Here is a 16,696-nt window from a genome sequence, read left to right as displayed (position 1 = left end):
CTATGATTGAATTAAAAAGTTATGGCATGCAGACACATCAAGGGCCGCATTTAAATCTTAATGAAGATTTAGTGGAAGCTGATCTGGTGAATAATCTTTTTATGGTTGTCGATGGATTTGGTGGCTCAAATATCGGTGACCGAGTGGCAATGATGGTGAGAGACAGCTTGAAGAGGTCTTACACAAAAATTGCAGTTGACCCGGAAGCGACATTGCCTTTTTTCTATAGTCACAAATATCTTATTGAGGGCAATGCCCTGATCAATGCGTTTCATACGGCCCACCAAAACGTTAACCGCGACAACGAACAAAAGAGTATGGACAATCGCGGAGGCGCTTCGGTGATTGCCGCAGCCTTGGCCGAAAATATTTTAACTTTGGTTTCGACCGGTAACTGCGTAGCTTACTTGTACCGCAAAGGTCATTTAAGCGTTGAAGTTTTGCCGGACTCTCTGGCGAGTTTAAGCCGAGACACTTTTCAATCTCATCTTCATTCTGTTCCTATGAGTGGGATTGGTCTTTTTGAAGATCTTCACTATAGCGTTCGCGAATTAAAAGTGACGGAAGGGGATTTAGTGGTCCTACTGACAGACGGAGCATACTCGCGCTTAAGCGCAGATGAGATCAAGTATACGCTGGAAAAGAACTTAGAAAGTGAAATGGAAGCGATCAAAGTACTGTTTCGCTTATCTAATGACCGCGGGAATCTCGACAATCAATCAGCAATGATTCTTCAGTTTTAATACGCGAGTGAATTAGTTGGTTAACGTTCTCAAAATAAGTTGCTTAACAAGCTGATTTAGTTGAGAATAGTTACATAAGAGGATGAATATGACATCAAGAGTTTTGGTTGCAGATGACAGTTTAACGATTCAAAAAGTTATCGGTATTACACTGGCAAACAGTGGATACGAGCTTGTTGAGTGTATGAATGAAGAAGAACTGTTTAGAAAAATTCAATCAAATCATTTCGATCTTATCCTTTTAGATTTCAATCTCTCAGATTCAAGATCAGGATACGAACTTTCAAAACAAATCAACAATGTCATGCCAGGAGCAGCGATCATCGTAATGCTTGGGACATTCGACACAATTGATGAAGGACAGTTCGCTTCTTGTGGGATCTCAGACAAAATCGTAAAGCCATTTGAAAGTAGCAAGTTCATCAAAAAATGCCGCGATCTACTTGAAGGAGTTAGACCAACTCCATCTCCAGTTGTAGAAGCAAAACAAGAAGATACTTCGGAAAAATCAGATGACCTGGATCTTTGGACAGTTGATGCTCCAAAGATGTCGGCAAAAGATGAAGAGCCGACTGAGCCAGCATACGGACAAACAGAAGCAACAAGTTTAGACCCACTGTCGAGTGAAATCGAAGGATGGGGATTTGCCGCATCTAATAGCTTGGAAGAAAAATTCCAGAAATCATTCCCGCCGGTTATTGAAGAAACTCCTGAAGACAGACACGTTCTTGAAAGACTACAAACCTCTTCAAGCTTCGTGCAGGAAGAAAGTGCATTTGATGAAGATGAAACAGATCCATCATTTGAAGTCCCTGAAGATTTAAATCGCAATCTATTAACTGAAATCGATGACGAAATTTCAGCTGAAGCTTTCTGGGCCGTTGATGAAGTGGTTCCGGTTAAAGCTGAAGAATACGCCGACATTCTTTCAACAAATCTTGATGAAGTGACCGCAGACCTTACAGAAACTGTTCAACACTTTAAAGAGAGTGAAGCAAAAGCTGCTTCGAAAGTTATCGAATCACCTCAAGGTGGCGACACAATCATTCATATGGACCAGGATGAATTAGTTGAAAAACTAAAAATCTCTCTTCGTCCAATGATCGAAGAAATGGTTAGAGAGTTCTGCCGTCAAAACGCAGAGAAGGTTGCATGGGAAGTGATTCCTGACCTGGCAGAAAACCTGATTCGCAAAGAAATCAAAGAAATTTCAGATTCAGTTCAGCACTAGGCCTTGCCTAAAATTTTAAGTGAGCTGGATAGGAACGCTTTTACGTTGCCGTCGATTTCGACGAGGGCTTCACCGTTTTGTCCGATGCCCATGAATTTTCCTTCGAAGTTAAATCCATCATCGTCAATGACGACCATGTGGCCAATGTGAAAGCACCCCTCTCGAAAGTGAACTTGCATTTCATGTGGAGTTTGAACGCGGTTATTTATAATATAAGAATAGAGTTTCGCAGGGATTATTTTTTTATCTTCCTCGGAAAGTTTTAAATCAGAAACATTCCCCAGCCCATGTTTGTAATGCCCCGGAGCATCCAGTGAAGGAAGTGAACCGAGATTTAATCCAAGTCCAGCTATCACAGTCTCACTGTCGATATACTGAGCGAGAATCCCGCCACATTTCTTTCCTTCTGATGTTAAAAGATCATTCGGCCATTTCAAAAAGATAGAAACACCATATTTTTGTTTTAAAAATTTTGAAGTGAGTACACCGATTTCAATTGGAGTGAGTGTCGGAACTAGATTTGGCTTCATGGTGAAACTCATGGCAATAGCGTTTGCATAGGAATCCCATTGGCTTCCCTTGCGTCCAATTCCAAGAGTTTGTTCACTGGCACTGATAAGGATTTCGCTGTCGTGACGTTGAAGCTCGACGAGATTATCCTTCAGATAAATCTGAGTGGAGTGAATTGAATTAAAATGCGTATGATACATTGTAATTTAGTCTTTTTCCGGCTTAAAATGTGACCTAAACTATCTCAAAGGAAAAATAATGTCATCTTTTGCTAACCTTATTTCCCGCACGCAACCAAGAAAGATTCAATACACTGTAAATCCTAACCCTTATGCGAAAGGATCAGTTATTGTCGAGTGCGGTAATACTAAAGTTTACGTGACAGTAACTGTAGATGAAGGTGTGCCTCCATTCTTAAAAGGAAAAGGGGAAGGATGGCTGACTGCCGAATACTCAATGCTTCCCTCTGCGACACACTCTCGCAATAAGAGAGAAAGAAATGGAGCGAGTGGAAGAACTCAAGAGATCCAAAGATTGATCGGAAGATCATTGAGATCAGTGATCGATTTAAAGAAACTAGGTGAGCGTACAGTTCAAATCGACTGCGACGTTATGGTGGCTGATGGTGGAACAAGAACAACGTCTATCTCCGGAGCTTATGTTGCTCTTTCTTTAGCAATGAAAAAACTTATTGCTGAAGGACTTCTAAAAGAAAGTCCATTAACTGATCAACTAGCGGCGATTAGTGTTGGTATCAATAAAGAAGGAAAGGCGATTGCTGATCTTAACTACGAAGAAGATTCAAGCTGTGAAACAGATATGAACATCGTCATGACGAGCTCTGGAAAATTCGTTGAAATCCAGGGGACTGCAGAAGGTGCACCTTTTTCACACGACCAAATGCTTGCTCTAATTGATTGTGCAAAAGAATCACTAAAGACTGTGTTTGCTAAACAAAATGAGATTTTAGCCTAATGGAATTACTACTCGCTTCGGGGAATGCTCATAAAGCAGAAGAGTTCTCTGAACTCTTTGACCCAAAAATTTTAGTCGTTAAAGCTGCACCTGAAAAAATAGATGTAGTGGAAGATGGATTGACTTATTTTGAGAATGCTCTTCTTAAGGCGAAAGCTTACTACGACAAGTTTAAAGTGCCGGTGATCGCTGATGATTCCGGCCTTAATGTGCAAAGCCTTCCAAATGAATTAGGGCTTCATTCGGCCCGTTTCGGTGGTCCTGGGCTTACTGACCGCGAGCGCGCAGAGCTGTTGCTTAAAAAAATGGACGGAGTAAGTGCTCGCGAAGCCTATTTTAGCTGCGTCCTTTGTGTGTACTTCAGTGAAAAAGAGATCTTTTACTTTGAAGGCCGCCTAAACGGAAGCATCGGATACAGTTACCGAGGCTCAACAGGTTTTGGTTATGACCCGGTCTTTATTCCAGCAGATAAGGCCGAAGAAGGGCTCACAGTCGCGGAACTACATGAATGGAAACAGAAAAACTCCCATCGCGCGGTCGCCTCGGCCATGCTTTCGAAGTTCCTGGCCCAAAGAAATTAGAAAAAATCTTTGCCAATTAATGTTTCATGCCATATATATGGAGCCTATCTTTTTTGATTTTCTAATCGTCGGAGCGTAGCGCAGTTTGGTAGCGCATCTGCTTTGGGAGCAGAGGGTCGGAGGTTCGAATCCTCTCGCTCCGACCATTTAGAAATCTCTTTTTTCCTTTATGAATAATCTACAATCTTTAAAACAATGGCTGCCCTCACTAGGTTTGGGTTTTGCTGGATTTATTTTCGTTACGACGGAATTTATTCCCGTTGGTCTCCTTCCTGAGATCGCGGAAGGAATCCAAAAAAGTGAAGCTTTCATTGGACTGATGATGACTATCTATGCCTGGATCGTAGCGACGATGTCGCTTCCGATGACAGTGTGGAGTGCTCGTTTTAACCGCAGAAAACTTCTTTTAACTCTTCTTGTTTTATTTATCTTTGCTCATGCCATCGCGATGACGGCAACTAATTTTCCAGTACTCATGCTTTCGCGAGTTGTGATCGCTTTACTGCATTCTATTTTCTGGTCGATTACCATTCCACTTGCTGTGCGAGTGGCTCCTTCTGGAAAAGAGACGCAGTCGCTTGCCCTTGTTTCAACGACGACAACATTGGGAAGTATTTTGGGAATTCCACTGGGAACTTCCATTGGGCAAATCTTTGGTTGGCGCTGGGCCTTTGGTTCAATTGGCATTGGTGCCTTAGTTGTTTTATGTAGTCTCTATAAGACATTTCCCAACCTAAAAAGCCAAAACTCCGGGAACTTTAAAAGTGTGCCCGGTCTTTTCAAAAACAAAGTGATTGTCCTGATTTACTTAGTGACGGCCATCTCTATCACTGGGCATTTTACGGCCTTTACTTATATCAAACCGTATTTAAGAACCATCGGGCATTACACTCCAAACAACATTGTCTTTATTCTTTTTGTGTTTGGTTGCTCTGGAATTATTGGAAGCCTCATTGGAGGAAGAGCACTTGCTTCTTCTTTAAGGAAGCCACTTTTAATCTCACTGGCCATCATGGGAGTGAGCTTACTTCTTTGGAATCTTCTCACATTTTCGATTGTCGCTCTGGCTGCACTCGCTCTTTTTTGGGGAGCTTCAATGTCAGTTATGGGGCTTGTTTTTCAAACGGCGATTGTTTCTTCAGCTCCGGACGCCCAGGATGTCGCAGTCTCACTTTATTCGGGAATTTTCAACATTGGGATTGGGTCAGGTGCTTTGATAGGCAGCTTGGCATCCGTTAATTACCTGGGAGGTGTCGGGTATTTAGGTGCGGGATTTCTTTTATTGTCGCTCTTAATCAGCCTGGCGATTCCTTTTCATCAAGTCAAAAAGACATTTGGCGGGGACGTTTCTTTTCATTAAAATAGCTGAAAGCAAACTTCTTATCAGTGAGATGTTTTATGTCAGCTTTTACCTATACTAATTGTCAAAAATGCCATGCGACCAACAAGGTCAGCAGTGAAAAAATTAAAACGGCGAAAGCAGTTTGTGGCAAATGTGGAAACCCTCTTTTATTTCATCATCATGTTTCTGAAGTCGATAGTATTGGCATGGGAAAATTGATTTCTCAATCAACATTACCTGTCGTTGTCGATTACTGGGCCCCATGGTGTGGACCTTGTCGCGCCTTTGCTCCTACCTATGAAAAAGCATCAGAAGAATTCGCAGGAAGAGTGGTTTTTACCAAAGTGAATACCGAAAACTTCCCTGAGGTTTCATCTAAATTGAACATCCGTGGAATCCCCACATTGATTGTTTTTAAGAATGGAATAGAGGTCCAAAGAATTTCAGGAGCACTTCCACCTGATCAGTTTTCAAGATGGCTTTCTGCTTATATTTAAATTAACCAAGGTTACTTATGTCACGTAAAAAAATCCCCGGAACGAGCTTCGAAGTTAACAACATTTTTTGCATTGGCAGAAACTATGCCGAACACGCCAAAGAATTAAATAACCCAGTGCCAGCTTCACCGGTTGTGTTTATTAAACCTACATCGTCTATCTGCTACGGTGGGGAAAACCTGATTCTGCCAAAGACTTCAAACCGCGTTGACCACGAGGTGGAAATCGTCCTGGTCATTGGGAAGGGAGGGAAAGATATCCCGGTCTCCGAAGCATCTAAACATATTTCTCACCTGGGAATAGGTCTTGATTTCACCGCACGCGACCTGCAGGATAAAGCGAAGGAAAAATCTCTTCCATGGAGTATCGCTAAAGGCTTCGACACTTTTGCGGCCATTGGGGAATTTAGCGTTTTTTCCGGCCATGAGTCAGAGCTCAAAAACCTCACTTTTTCATTGGAAGTAAACGGAGAAATCCGCCAAAGAGGAACCTCAGAAAACATGATTTTCTCTATACCAACGCTTGTAAGTTACTTATCTTCCGTGTTTACACTCTCGGAAGGAGACCTGATTTTCACTGGGACGCCAGAAGGGGTTGGGGTCCTAAAGGAAGGGGATAAAATCTCAGCGAAACTAGGAAATGGAAAGCCTCTATTGCTAGGTGTCCAAAAGGCCCAATAAAAGCCTAGAAGTTGCAGCACGTCTTCTGCTCAAAAATTCATCATTTTCCCTCTGAAAATGGACATCTTACATTGTCTTAATTCACCGTTTTTGTCGTGTACTAAACAAGTGTTTTATGACACATTAATCGCTACACACATAACAACACACAGCAAAGGATTACGCCTGTGAAGTTAAAGAGACTTATTCTCCAAGGTTTTAAATCATTTAAAGACCGTCAGGTCATTCATTTCGACGAAGGAATTACTGGTATCGTTGGGCCAAACGGCTGCGGTAAGTCAAACGTCGTTGACGCCCTTTTCTGGGTAATGGGTGAGCAGTCTGCAAAGCACTTACGTGGTTCGACAATGAAAGACGTTATCTTTGCCGGGTCATCAAAATACACTCCAGCATCATTTGCCGAAGTTTCTCTTGTTCTTGAAAATGATGATGGAAAACACATTCACATTGGTAACCAGGTTTCTTCGCCAACTGAAATTCAGTTAACAAGAAAACTTTATAGAAACGGTGAAACAGAATACCGTATCAACGATATGCCTTGTCGTCTTCGCGATATCCAGGAAGTTTTCATGGATACAGGAGCTGGGGCAAAGTCATACTCGATTATCGCTCAAGGAGAAATCCACCGACTGGTAAACCAAAAACCAGAAGAGCGTCGTGTAATGATCGAAGAGGTTGCAGGGATCACGAAATTCAAAGTGAGAAAGAAAGAGTCCCTTAAGAAAATCGAAGCGACAGAGCAAAACCTTGCTCGTCTAAACGATCTGCAACAAGAAATTGAAAAGAACCTTAAAGCGCTTGAGAAGCAGGCTGAAAAAGCTGAGCGTGCTCGCGATCTTAAAGAAAAAGTTCAACGTTACGATTTAATTGTTCATTCTCATAAAGAGTTCGACCTTCTTAAAAACTACAAAGAAGGAAAGACGATCGTTGATGCACGTGCTGAAGAAATTGAAAACCTTTCTGCGAGAAAATCAGTTCTGGAAATCGGTCTTGAAGAAGAGCGTTTTAGAAAAGACGAAGAAACAGAAAAAATCGAAGAACTGCAAAAAGAATACAACGTTATTTCAAAAGAGCTTGCAGCAGCTGAAGAGCGCTTAGTTTACCTATGCAAAACTCAATCAGAAAAAGAAAAGCTGATTGAAACTCGCGAAAAAGAAATTGAATCAGTTAATCATGAATTAGCTGGTCGTCTTGAAAAATTATCTCAACTTCAAGCTGAACTTGAAGCTTGGGAGAAAAAAGGTGAAGAAGACAACGACTTTGCTCTTCTTGAAGAAAGAGTAGAGCACCTAAAAGAAGAGCTTGAATTCAAAACTCAGAGCTTCAATGATCTTCGTGATGAAATCGAAGCTGAAAAAGATTCATTCAATAAAATTGACCAGGAACTTTTCAGAAATACATCTCGCCTAGAAGAGTACTCAAATCAACTTCAAGACTTAACAAAAGAAATTGAAGCTCTTGAAGCTCAATATTCTGGAGTTAACACTCAGATCGTAGCTGAAAGAGAAGCGGTAGCAACTGCTGAAAAAACAGCAACAGAGCTAAAAGAAAAAGAAACGACTCTACGTTCGACAATTGACGCTAATAGTGCTCAAGTGAGAGAGCTGGAGCAGAACTTCACGGCAAAATCAAAAACACTTATCCAGACTGATTCTAAGCTTCAGTCTTTAATTGAAATCAATCGTTCTCTCGAAGGGAAAAAAGATGGTATTTCAGCATTCCTAAAGGACCATGCTGAAGGCTTCTCACTTCTTGGAACACTGATTAAGTGTGATGAGAAATACACAAAAGCGACTCAAACGCTTCTAGCTGAATTCATGGAAACTCTGGTAGCAACAGCTGACGCTGACAGCGACCTGTTTACATGGATTGAAGCGAACTCAAAAAATCTTGATTACTTAAAAATGACAAACGCAGATAAGCTTTCAGCTGAAACTGTGTCTCGTCTAAAACTTTCTCTAGGAGATGACCTGGTAGCTTTAACTGATATCCTGGAAATGGATGCAGCTCTAAAAAACAAAATGTCATTTTTCCTTGATGGATACTTTATTGCGGCAACTCTTCCAACTGACGTGATGAACTCACTTTCGACTGAGATCCGCTTTAAAGCGATCACAGACCTGAGTGGAGAAAGAAAACTTGCGAACCTTCAAGGGGCAAAACTAGTTTCTATCCAGACTGGTACAGATGAAGCTCAAGGTTTCGTTGCAAGAAACAATACAATCGCCGAGCTTAAGGTTGTGGTGGCCGATCTTCAAAAAGAAGTCGCTGAACTTGAAGTTCTTGCAAACACAGAGAGAGAAGCGCTAGAAATCGCCAAGGGAGACTTCGATTCTCTTCGTGATCAGGCGGCAGAAGCACGTGCTCAGCACGCAGCTAAGAAGTCTGCACTGGACGCTAAGCTAGCAAGCTTTGAATCAGGTTTCACTCGTCTTGAAATTCTAAAAAACAGAAAGAATGAGATTTCAAAATCTCGTCTGGATATGATCGAATCTGAAGAAAAACTTTCTCGTAAAAAAGAAGAATTCCATTCAGTTCTGGAAGAAAAAACAGCTCGTTTTGAAGAGCTGCAAGAAGAAGTTGAAATCCAAAGATCTTCTTACGAAGAGGAGAGATCAACTCTTCTTCAAAAGCAAGTTGAAGCAAAATCTTTTGAATCAACTCTTAAGAGCTTAAACTCTCAGATTGAAGATTTAAATGGTCAGATCGAGCGTTTAACTCAACGTCTGGAGTCCAACAAGACTTTAGTTGAAACTTACAATACAGAAATTGACCAGATCATTCTTGAGCTTGAAAACCTTGAAGCTTCTAACAAAGAAACATCAACAGTTCTAAGCGACAAAGAAGACGTCTTGAATCTTCTAAAAGACAGCCTTGGACAACTTCTTCTTTCAATGAAAGACAGAGAAGATGAAGTTAAGGAAATCTCTTCAAAGATCAACAAGAACCAAAGAGAGATCACTGAGTTTGAAGTTAAGCTTTCTCAATACATTATTGAGGAAGAGCAAAACACAAGAAACATTTTCGAGAAATACCAGATCGATCTTCGCGATGTTCTTGGTAAATTCCTTTCATATGAAGAAAGCGACTACACAGATCTTAAAGATGTTAACTCTATGTTCTGGATGGAAACAGAAGAAGGTCTTAAAGAAATCGAAAGAAAAGATTTTGAATTCGTACGCCGTTACGGACAAGATCTTAAAGAGTGTTCTGAGAAACTTAAAAACTACAGACAGGAGTTTGGTCGCCTCGGTGATATAAACTGGCAGGCCATTGAAGATTACGATCGTCAGAAACTTCGTGCTGATTTCTTAAAGATTCAGGAAACTGAACTTAAGTCATCACTTGATGACCTTCAAAAAGCGATTGCTCACATTGATGAAAAATCGAAAGCACGTTTCAATACTGCTTTTGAAGAAGTTCAATCGCGCTTCCAAAAAGTATTTCCGATTATCTTCGGTGGTGGATCAGCAGATCTACGTATCGTTGGAAACATTGATGATCCGGAATGTGGAATTGAGATCGTAGCGCAACCACCTGGTAAAAAAATGCAAAACATCAACCTGATGTCAGGTGGTGAGAAGGCAATGACAGCGGTAAGTTTAGTATTCTCTATCTTCCTTGTTAAACCATCTCCATTCTGTCTTCTGGATGAGGTTGATGCTCCTCTTGATGACGCTAACGTTGGACGTTTCAACGAGCTTCTAAGAGAAATGAGCAGTGACTCTCAGTTTATTCTTATTACTCACAATAAGAAGACTATGGAGCTTAACGACACTCTTTACGGTGTTACAATGCAAGAGCCAGGGGTTTCAAAGGCCGTTTCGGTTCAATTACACTAAAGAAAGTACAAACCTTAAAGGGCCTCTTCGGAGGCCCTTTTTTTTTAGGAATAGTGGAGAGTTATGGAACATCCATCCTTCATCGGAAACTACAAAGATCTTTTTGACGCTGACGATTCTCATTATGAAGGAGATTCCGAGTTGATGAGCATTGGAGCCCCGGTGGGAAAATTATTGGGCCTGCAGAAAATTGGTATTCATATTGAACTAATCCATCCGGGATGAAGGACGTCATGGCTTCATGCAAAAAATGCAGAAGAGGAGTTTGCCTTCGTGCTTGAGGGGCATCCTGACGTCTGGATCAACGGAGTCTTACATCCATTGGCCCCTGGAGATTTTGTAGCGTTTCCCGCGGGTACTGGAATTGCTCACACTTTTTTGAATAACACAGACAAAAATGTATTATTATTAGTTGGTGGTGAAAGACCGAAAAAAGAAAACAAGATCATTTACCCCATTAACCCCGATGCCAACGAAAAAAGAAAAGCTCGTGGCGATTTCTGGGATGATTGTCCGAAACAAACATTAGGGCCCCATGATGGCAAGGCCCGCAAAAATACCAAGGTTGTGGAATGAAAAAGTTGATCATCGTAGCAGCAGTTGTTTTTTCTTCTGGTTTATATGCCCAGACTGATTTTTCTGCTGTTTTAATTAAAGATTTAAATGTCCTTTCCATTAGTGTGGCCGACGATGGTCTGATCACTCCTTTTGAGGCTGGAGAGCTTTGGGCTTCAATGAAGGGGACTGAGCAAAGAAAATATATCGATCAGGAAGGTTTCAATATGGAGTGCGATGCTTTAAGAAATCACGCTAACGAAATCTATGGATCGTGTACTTTCAATATCCCAATGAACTCTTTCCAGAAAGTAGGTGAAGTTCAAGTCTTCAAACTTAAAGGAAGTGCAGCAGCTCGTTTAAATCGTTATTTCAATGATAGTGCTTACGTCTCTATACAAGGCGGAAGAGTTTATCTAAATTCATACAACACTAAACGCGAATTCTATTTTGGAATTCATGACAGCCTGATTAAGAGATAAGAGCAATGAGAAAAAATAAACTTTGGTTTAGAAGAAAAACTTACGGATGGGGGTGGACTCCAATCACTTGGGAAGGATGGTTTGTCACTCTTCTAGTGGTTGTCATTCCGATTGCAATCCGTCTGACTTTAAAAGCACTGGAAGTGGAAAGAAGCACTCAGTATTTTTATGCCTGGGCATCAGTACCTATTCTTTTAATGGGCCTGACAATGATTTGTTTCCGCTATGGAGAGAAGCCAAAATGGCAGTGGGGAGTAAAGAGAGTAAAGATGGCCCACTTGGACCTGGCCGTTTCAAATTACAAAGAGAGCGTGCGTTTTTACGACTCTGTTCTTTTGAGCCTGGGCTGGGAAAAAATCGTCAGCCGCATTGACCACACGACTTATACTGATGGGACTATGAAAATTATCCTTTATCCGGTGGCGATGGAGTCAAAACCTGCTTCTCCAAAACAGCTGGCATTTTATGCTGAAACAAAAGAAATCGTAGATGATTTTTATCGTGAAATTATCCAGAAGAATAATATGGAAACTGTAAAAAGCTCAGGTCCATCAGGTGATAACCATTATTACTCCGTTCTTTTCTCGGGCCCGGATAAATTGATTTTGGAAGTGGTGTATTCACCTTTTTACGTTGATAAAGAATTCAGTCTCAATAATCTTGAAAACAACTTTGATCCATACGCTTAATTTAAAAAGGCTCCTTCGGGAGCCTTTTTTGTTTCAATGTAATAATTTGTCTAAAATTTTTAAAAATATTTATGCGATCATTTAGTTAAGAATGAATTTAAAACTTAATAAAATGGTCAGGTATTTATGAAATCAATTTTACTTCTATCTCTTCTGGTCGCAAGCACTTCGAGCTTTGCCTGGACGAGAGGTGAAACCTGGGTCTCAAAATTAGATGCGCAAGGAAGAAGCAAACTTTTTGGAAATAAACTAATCACACCTGAAGGAACTCTGACTTACACTGAAAATGTAGTAAAAGAAAAATGGGACTGGAGAAGTGTCGACGGACAAAACTGGCTTTCACCTGTAAGCAATCAAGGTAATTGCGGATCATGTGTTGCTTTTGCTTCTGTTGCCGTTTTAGAAGGTCAGTACAATATCGACAATAAACTTTCGTGGTTAAAGCCACAGTTCTCTCAACAGATGCTTTTTGACTGCGGCCAGGGAAGTTGTTCAATTGGATGGCTGCCGGAATGGGCAACATACCAACTTAAAACTGTTGGGACTGTTGATTTGGCCTGTGCTCCTTATAGGTTAGGTGCTATTGGGAAAAACGAGCAGTGTCTGGAAAACTACTGCGAAAATCAAAGTGAGCGTGTGATTAAAATCACATCGAGCTCAACTCCAAGCACGCGCTTTGGTGGAAGTGATAAAAAAGTTAAAGAGGCCTTAAAAAGAGGTCCACTTCTGACAACGATGAATGCTCGTGAGGATTTCCTGTACTACAAAGGCGGAATTTATAAAGCGACTACTTCAAAAAAGGCCGGAGGTCACGCTGTTGCCCTGATTGGATTTGATGATGAAAAGAAAGCATGGTTGATTAAAAACTCTTGGGGTGAGGATTGGGGAGAAAGTGGGTATGCCTGGATTGCTTATAGTGACCCATCGGGGATTGCCAACCTGACGTGGAAGTATGAAGTTGGTGAGACATCGAGGAAGCTTGCTTTCAATGATTTAAAGACAGGGGATTTTATCCATGGGAAAACTTCATTTGCTTATACCAATGCAAATGAAACACTAGCACAAATTGAATTAAAATCAGCTCATCAAAATATCATGGTTGAAAACTGCAGCTTGGAAAACTCTGTGTGCTCACTTGATACAAAAGGGCTTCAAGATGGAGAATATGAACTAACTCTTCTTTCAGAAGGACAAAGGAGTATTCCTATTTCTGTCTATGTGGCCAACAAACCTTCTGAAGTAACGATTGCCTGGGGAGATGACTTGATTGATTTATCAAAACCTCTTCAAGGAAGAATTGAGCTTTCATTAACTATTAATACTGGTTCAACTGGGATACCTCCAAAGAATATCAATTTTGTGGTCAGCAACTTAAATGGTGAAGTGGTTTATAGAAGCAACACTCAGAATTGGAACGAGAAAATGCGCCAAGGTTTTAGGACTGGCAACGTTAAGAACGGGAAGTATCAGATTTATTTTGCTGCTGAAAGAGTTTCTGCCGGCAAAAGCGATTACACTTCTACCGACATGAAAACAATTGAAATCAAAAATTAATTTGTCTTAGTGACTTTCGAGAGGTGTCTTGGTTCATCCGGATTGAGTCCAATGCTTCTCGAAAGTTCTTCAATCATCAAATAAAATGACTGCGCGGCACTCAGAATATCCAGATCCTCTGATTTCGCTGAATGAATCGTTAAACTCTTTTCTTTAACAAATGAAGGCGCTGCCAGAATGACATTGGCACCTCTGGCCTTCATATCTGCTGCCAGGTCAAGCATGCTGTGAAGAGCGGGGCCTCTGTTGGCAAAAACGATCAGCGGATAACCATTCTCAATTAAGGCCTGAGGTCCGTGTTTGATTTCAGCGGCACTAAAAGCTTCCGCTTGAATGGAACAAGTCTCTTTAAATTTCAATGAAGCTTCCAGCGCCAGAGAAAGGCCAAAACCTCTTCCGACAACCATGATTCTCTTGGCATCTTTTAGAACTGGAATCGCTGATGTCCAATCGCAGGCCTGTGCTGCTTTTAGGTCTTCAGGAAGAGCTTTGAGTCCATCCAGAAGATCCTGGTCTTTTTTCCAGCTGGCAATTAAGTGAGCTGAAGCAGACAGAGAGGCGATAAAGCTTTTTGTAGCGGCAACTGATTTTTCAGCACCTGCATGCAGGGGTACCGTCCACTTGGCAGAGCTTGCCAGGGGAGAGGTAATATCATTTACCAGCGCAATACTTGCTAGGGCATTTTCTGAAAAATACTTAAGGGGGTTTACAACGTCCGGACTTTGCCCTGATTGCGAGATGGCGATTCCCACAGACTTACTAACATCAAGTTGAGTTTGATAAAGTGTTAGAATTGACATTGAAAGTGATGTCGGAAGTTTCCCAAGCTTGGCCATGGCCAGGTAGTTTAAGTATTGAGCAGCGTGGTCCGAGCTTCCGCGTGCGATGCTCACGATAGAGTAAGGATCAAGCCGTCTTAGCTCTTCAGTGATGTGATTTAAAAGTCCGGTATTTTCGTTATATTGTCTCTCGACAACAGTAGCGGCTTCAAGGGCCTCTGTGCGCATTTTAGAAATCACATTCATCTCCTTCGATGATGACAGCACTGATGCGGTTTTCTTTATCTAGTAAAACAAAGTCAGAAAAGTGACCGACCTTAATTTGTCCGCGGTTATTGATGTTGATGACCTCTGCCGGAATAGCAGAAAGCTTTTTAGTGATTTGAGCTTCAGTTAAACCAAGTGTTAAGAGATTTCTGTAAGCTTGGTCCATAGTGAGAGCACTTCCGGCAAGTGTGCCGTCGGCAAGTCTCACTCCTCCCAAACATTTATGAACAGTATGGCTTCCTAGTTTATAATCACCGTCTGGCATTCCTGTCGCTGCTGTTGAATCAGTAACGAAATAAAGGTTAGGAATGGCCTTTAGAGCAACCTTAATAGCTCCAGGATGAACGTGTTCTAAATCCGGGATAAGTTCAGCATACTCAGCATGAGCAAGTGCAGCCCCTGCCATTCCAGGGGCCCTGTGATGAAAACTCGACATGGCATTAAAGAGGTGAGTGAAGCTTTTTGCACCTTGGTTGAGTGCCGTTACGCCTTGTTCATATGTTCCATTGGTATGTCCGATCTGAACCGTAATTCCCATCTTTTTTAATTCAGGGATTAAATCCAGGTGATTAAAAACTTCCGGTGCAAGAGTGATAACTTTAATAGGAACAATACTATTGAGATGATTGATTTCTTTTAGGGTAGCTTCGCGAGTGAAATTGGGTTGAGCACCAAGTTTATCAGAGCTGATAAAAGGTCCTTCTAAGTGCACACCGAGAATACGTGCATAGTTTTTCTTTTTATTTTGAAAGCATTCTTTTAAAGCGAGAAAAGATTTTTCCAAGTCGCTAAAAGGAGCTGTCATCGTCGTCACTAGAAAACTAGTTGTTCCAAAACGCGCATGAGTTTGAGAAATCGTTTCGGCCGAAGAACCAGCTTCCATGATATCAGCTCCGCCTCCACCGTGAACATGCAGGTCAATAAAACCTGAAACCAGTTTAGGAAGAGCAGGATTAGGTGAAGATTTAAGTTCAATTTTTTCAATTTTATCAGAGTAAGAAATATGTGCCTCTGTCAGACCATTCTCAGTAATAATATTGGCCTTGATGATTTTCATTATCTTTCCTCAGCAATTAAAAGAAGAGCACCAATCGTTGAATCGCCCACAGCTGGTTGATTGCGTTTTCTCGTTGCTTCCGGCAAATAAGGAATGAGGGCTTCACCTAACCTTCCACAGATTGAAAGTGGAAGCTCATTTTTTGGATCGAGAGTTTTTGCCATTTGCTCGATTTCTTTTCCAGCGGCAATTAAAAGCTCTCTGGCGTCCTGATCATTGGGAGCTGCTTGAAAAACGAGAGGCGCGAGCTGGGCAAAACTATTTTGACCAGCATTTCCAAGCCAGTTTAAAAACTGAGAAGGCTCTCTTCCACAGTATTTTAAAACGGCGTCACTTAGGGCCGAAGCTGGTCTTCTGCCATCAATTGTTTTTTGGGTAAGAGCACAAGCGCGCAGACCAAGCCAGGCGCCGCTGGCCTCATCACCAGAAGGAAATCCCCAGCCTGAAACATCTTTGCGTTCGTTTTTATCATTCATCACCATGCCAACACTTCCAGTGCCGACAGCGACAATAGAGCCTGGTTTTCCACTGTGCGCTCCTAGAAGGGTGGTGAAGCCATCAGTGTCGACGATGATATTTTTAAATCCAGGGTTGCGCATATAGAATTCATTTTTCCAGATGACATTGTTAGCACCTGAAAGTCCAAGTCCAATCGCACACTCCGAAAGCATAGGAACCGGAATGCTTCCATAGTGAAAAGCACGCGCCAGTGTATCGACGATTGCTCTCCATGCCTTTTCAATTCCTTGACCTAGGGCCGAAGGATCGCCTTGAGCACTGGCCAAAATTTTGAGTTTTTTATCAGTGACGATAATTCTTGTTCCGCTTCCGCCACCATCAACACCAACGAGGTATTTAATAGTGTAATCTTCCACGATCTTTGGGTTTACAATTGCGCTTTTGTTCATGCCT

The 16,696-nt window shown here is 41.6% G+C and carries 15 protein-coding genes, 1 tRNA gene and 1 pseudogene; 13 read left to right on the top strand and 4 right to left on the bottom strand.

Translation table 11 applies throughout. The annotated features are described in order from the left end of the window. Positions 1–2: 2 nt before the first annotated feature. The gene (locus ACN20O_RS06610) at positions 3–743 is read left to right on the top strand and encodes a PP2C family protein-serine/threonine phosphatase (RefSeq protein ID WP_491638377.1); all 741 of its coding nucleotides are present in this window, start codon (positions 3–5) and stop codon (positions 741–743) included. Between the two features lie 88 nt (positions 744–831). Next, the gene (locus ACN20O_RS06605; protein WP_491638375.1) at positions 832–1,974 is read left to right on the top strand and encodes a response regulator; all 1,143 of its coding nucleotides are present in this window, start codon (positions 832–834) and stop codon (positions 1,972–1,974) included. Here the strand turns inward: ACN20O_RS06605 and ACN20O_RS06600 are convergent. Then, a complete protein-coding gene (locus ACN20O_RS06600; RefSeq protein ID WP_491638373.1) occupies positions 1,971–2,684 on the bottom strand; it encodes a biotin--[acetyl-CoA-carboxylase] ligase in 714 nt (237 codons plus the stop codon). The two genes, ACN20O_RS06605 and ACN20O_RS06600, sit on opposite strands and share 4 nt — an antisense overlap. A 58-nt stretch (positions 2,685–2,742) precedes the next feature. Between ACN20O_RS06600 and rph the strand changes: the two genes are divergently transcribed. From rph to ACN20O_RS06545, 11 genes and pseudogenes are all read left to right on the top strand, one after another. Then, positions 2,743–3,459, top strand: a complete 717-nt coding sequence (gene rph, locus ACN20O_RS06595) for a ribonuclease PH (RefSeq protein WP_102245132.1) — start codon at positions 2,743–2,745, stop codon at positions 3,457–3,459. After that, entirely contained in the window at positions 3,459–4,040 is a 582-nt protein-coding gene (gene rdgB / locus ACN20O_RS06590; RefSeq protein ID WP_491638370.1) for an RdgB/HAM1 family non-canonical purine NTP pyrophosphatase, read from the top strand. The genes rph and rdgB overlap by 1 nt, the downstream gene beginning before the upstream one ends. Positions 4,041–4,109: 69 nt before the next feature. Beyond that, positions 4,110–4,186 (top strand) — tRNA-Pro (locus ACN20O_RS06585). Positions 4,187–4,209: 23 nt separating this feature from the next. Next, positions 4,210–5,400, top strand: coding sequence for a sugar transporter (locus ACN20O_RS06580; RefSeq protein ID WP_491638368.1), 1,191 nt, complete (start codon positions 4,210–4,212; stop codon positions 5,398–5,400). 38 nt (positions 5,401–5,438) lie between these two features. Then, the gene (gene trxC, locus ACN20O_RS06575; protein ID WP_491638366.1) at positions 5,439–5,879 is read left to right on the top strand and encodes a thioredoxin TrxC; all 441 of its coding nucleotides are present in this window, start codon (positions 5,439–5,441) and stop codon (positions 5,877–5,879) included. Positions 5,880–5,896: 17 nt separating this feature from the next. Further along, positions 5,897–6,559, top strand: coding sequence for a fumarylacetoacetate hydrolase family protein (locus ACN20O_RS06570; RefSeq protein ID WP_491638364.1), 663 nt, complete (start codon positions 5,897–5,899; stop codon positions 6,557–6,559). Between the two features lie 167 nt (positions 6,560–6,726). After that, a complete protein-coding gene (smc, locus tag ACN20O_RS06565) occupies positions 6,727–10,401 on the top strand; it encodes a chromosome segregation protein SMC (protein WP_491638362.1) in 3,675 nt (1,224 codons plus the stop codon). Positions 10,402–10,464: 63 nt separating this feature from the next. After that, a pseudogene (locus ACN20O_RS06560) lies at positions 10,465–10,977 on the top strand (cupin domain-containing protein). Beyond that, a complete protein-coding gene (locus ACN20O_RS06555) occupies positions 10,974–11,438 on the top strand; it encodes a hypothetical protein (RefSeq protein ID WP_491638360.1) in 465 nt (154 codons plus the stop codon). Before ACN20O_RS06560 ends, ACN20O_RS06555 begins: the two are co-directional and overlap by 4 nt. Before the next feature lie 5 nt (positions 11,439–11,443). After that, positions 11,444–12,127, top strand: a complete 684-nt coding sequence (locus ACN20O_RS06550) for a VOC family protein (RefSeq protein ID WP_102245124.1) — start codon at positions 11,444–11,446, stop codon at positions 12,125–12,127. 126 nt (positions 12,128–12,253) lie between these two features. Then, positions 12,254–13,681: a C1 family peptidase gene (locus tag ACN20O_RS06545; protein ID WP_491638358.1), complete on the top strand. Its 1,428-nt coding sequence runs from the start codon at positions 12,254–12,256 to the stop codon at positions 13,679–13,681. Here ACN20O_RS06545 and ACN20O_RS06540 read toward each other — a convergent pair. From ACN20O_RS06540 to ACN20O_RS06530, 3 genes are read right to left on the bottom strand one after another with little or no spacing between them, the layout of a single operon-like run. Beyond that, entirely contained in the window at positions 13,678–14,706 is a 1,029-nt protein-coding gene (locus ACN20O_RS06540; RefSeq protein ID WP_491639267.1) for an SIS domain-containing protein, read from the bottom strand. The two genes, ACN20O_RS06545 and ACN20O_RS06540, sit on opposite strands and share 4 nt — an antisense overlap. Then, complete coding sequence (gene nagA, locus ACN20O_RS06535) at positions 14,690–15,784, bottom strand: N-acetylglucosamine-6-phosphate deacetylase (protein WP_491638356.1); 1,095 nt, start codon at positions 15,782–15,784, stop codon at positions 14,690–14,692. Before nagA ends, ACN20O_RS06540 begins: the two co-directional genes overlap by 17 nt. Next, positions 15,784–16,692: a glucosamine kinase nucleotide-binding domain-containing protein gene (locus ACN20O_RS06530; protein ID WP_491638354.1), complete on the bottom strand. Its 909-nt coding sequence runs from the start codon at positions 16,690–16,692 to the stop codon at positions 15,784–15,786. The genes nagA and ACN20O_RS06530 overlap by 1 nt, the downstream gene beginning before the upstream one ends. Positions 16,693–16,696 lie beyond the last annotated feature (4 nt).

The sequence above is a fragment of the Bacteriovorax sp. As-1 genome (assembly GCF_058446905.1).
The sequence above is the reverse complement of the archived record's forward strand: the minus strand, read 5'-3'. Positions and strand labels throughout refer to the sequence as shown.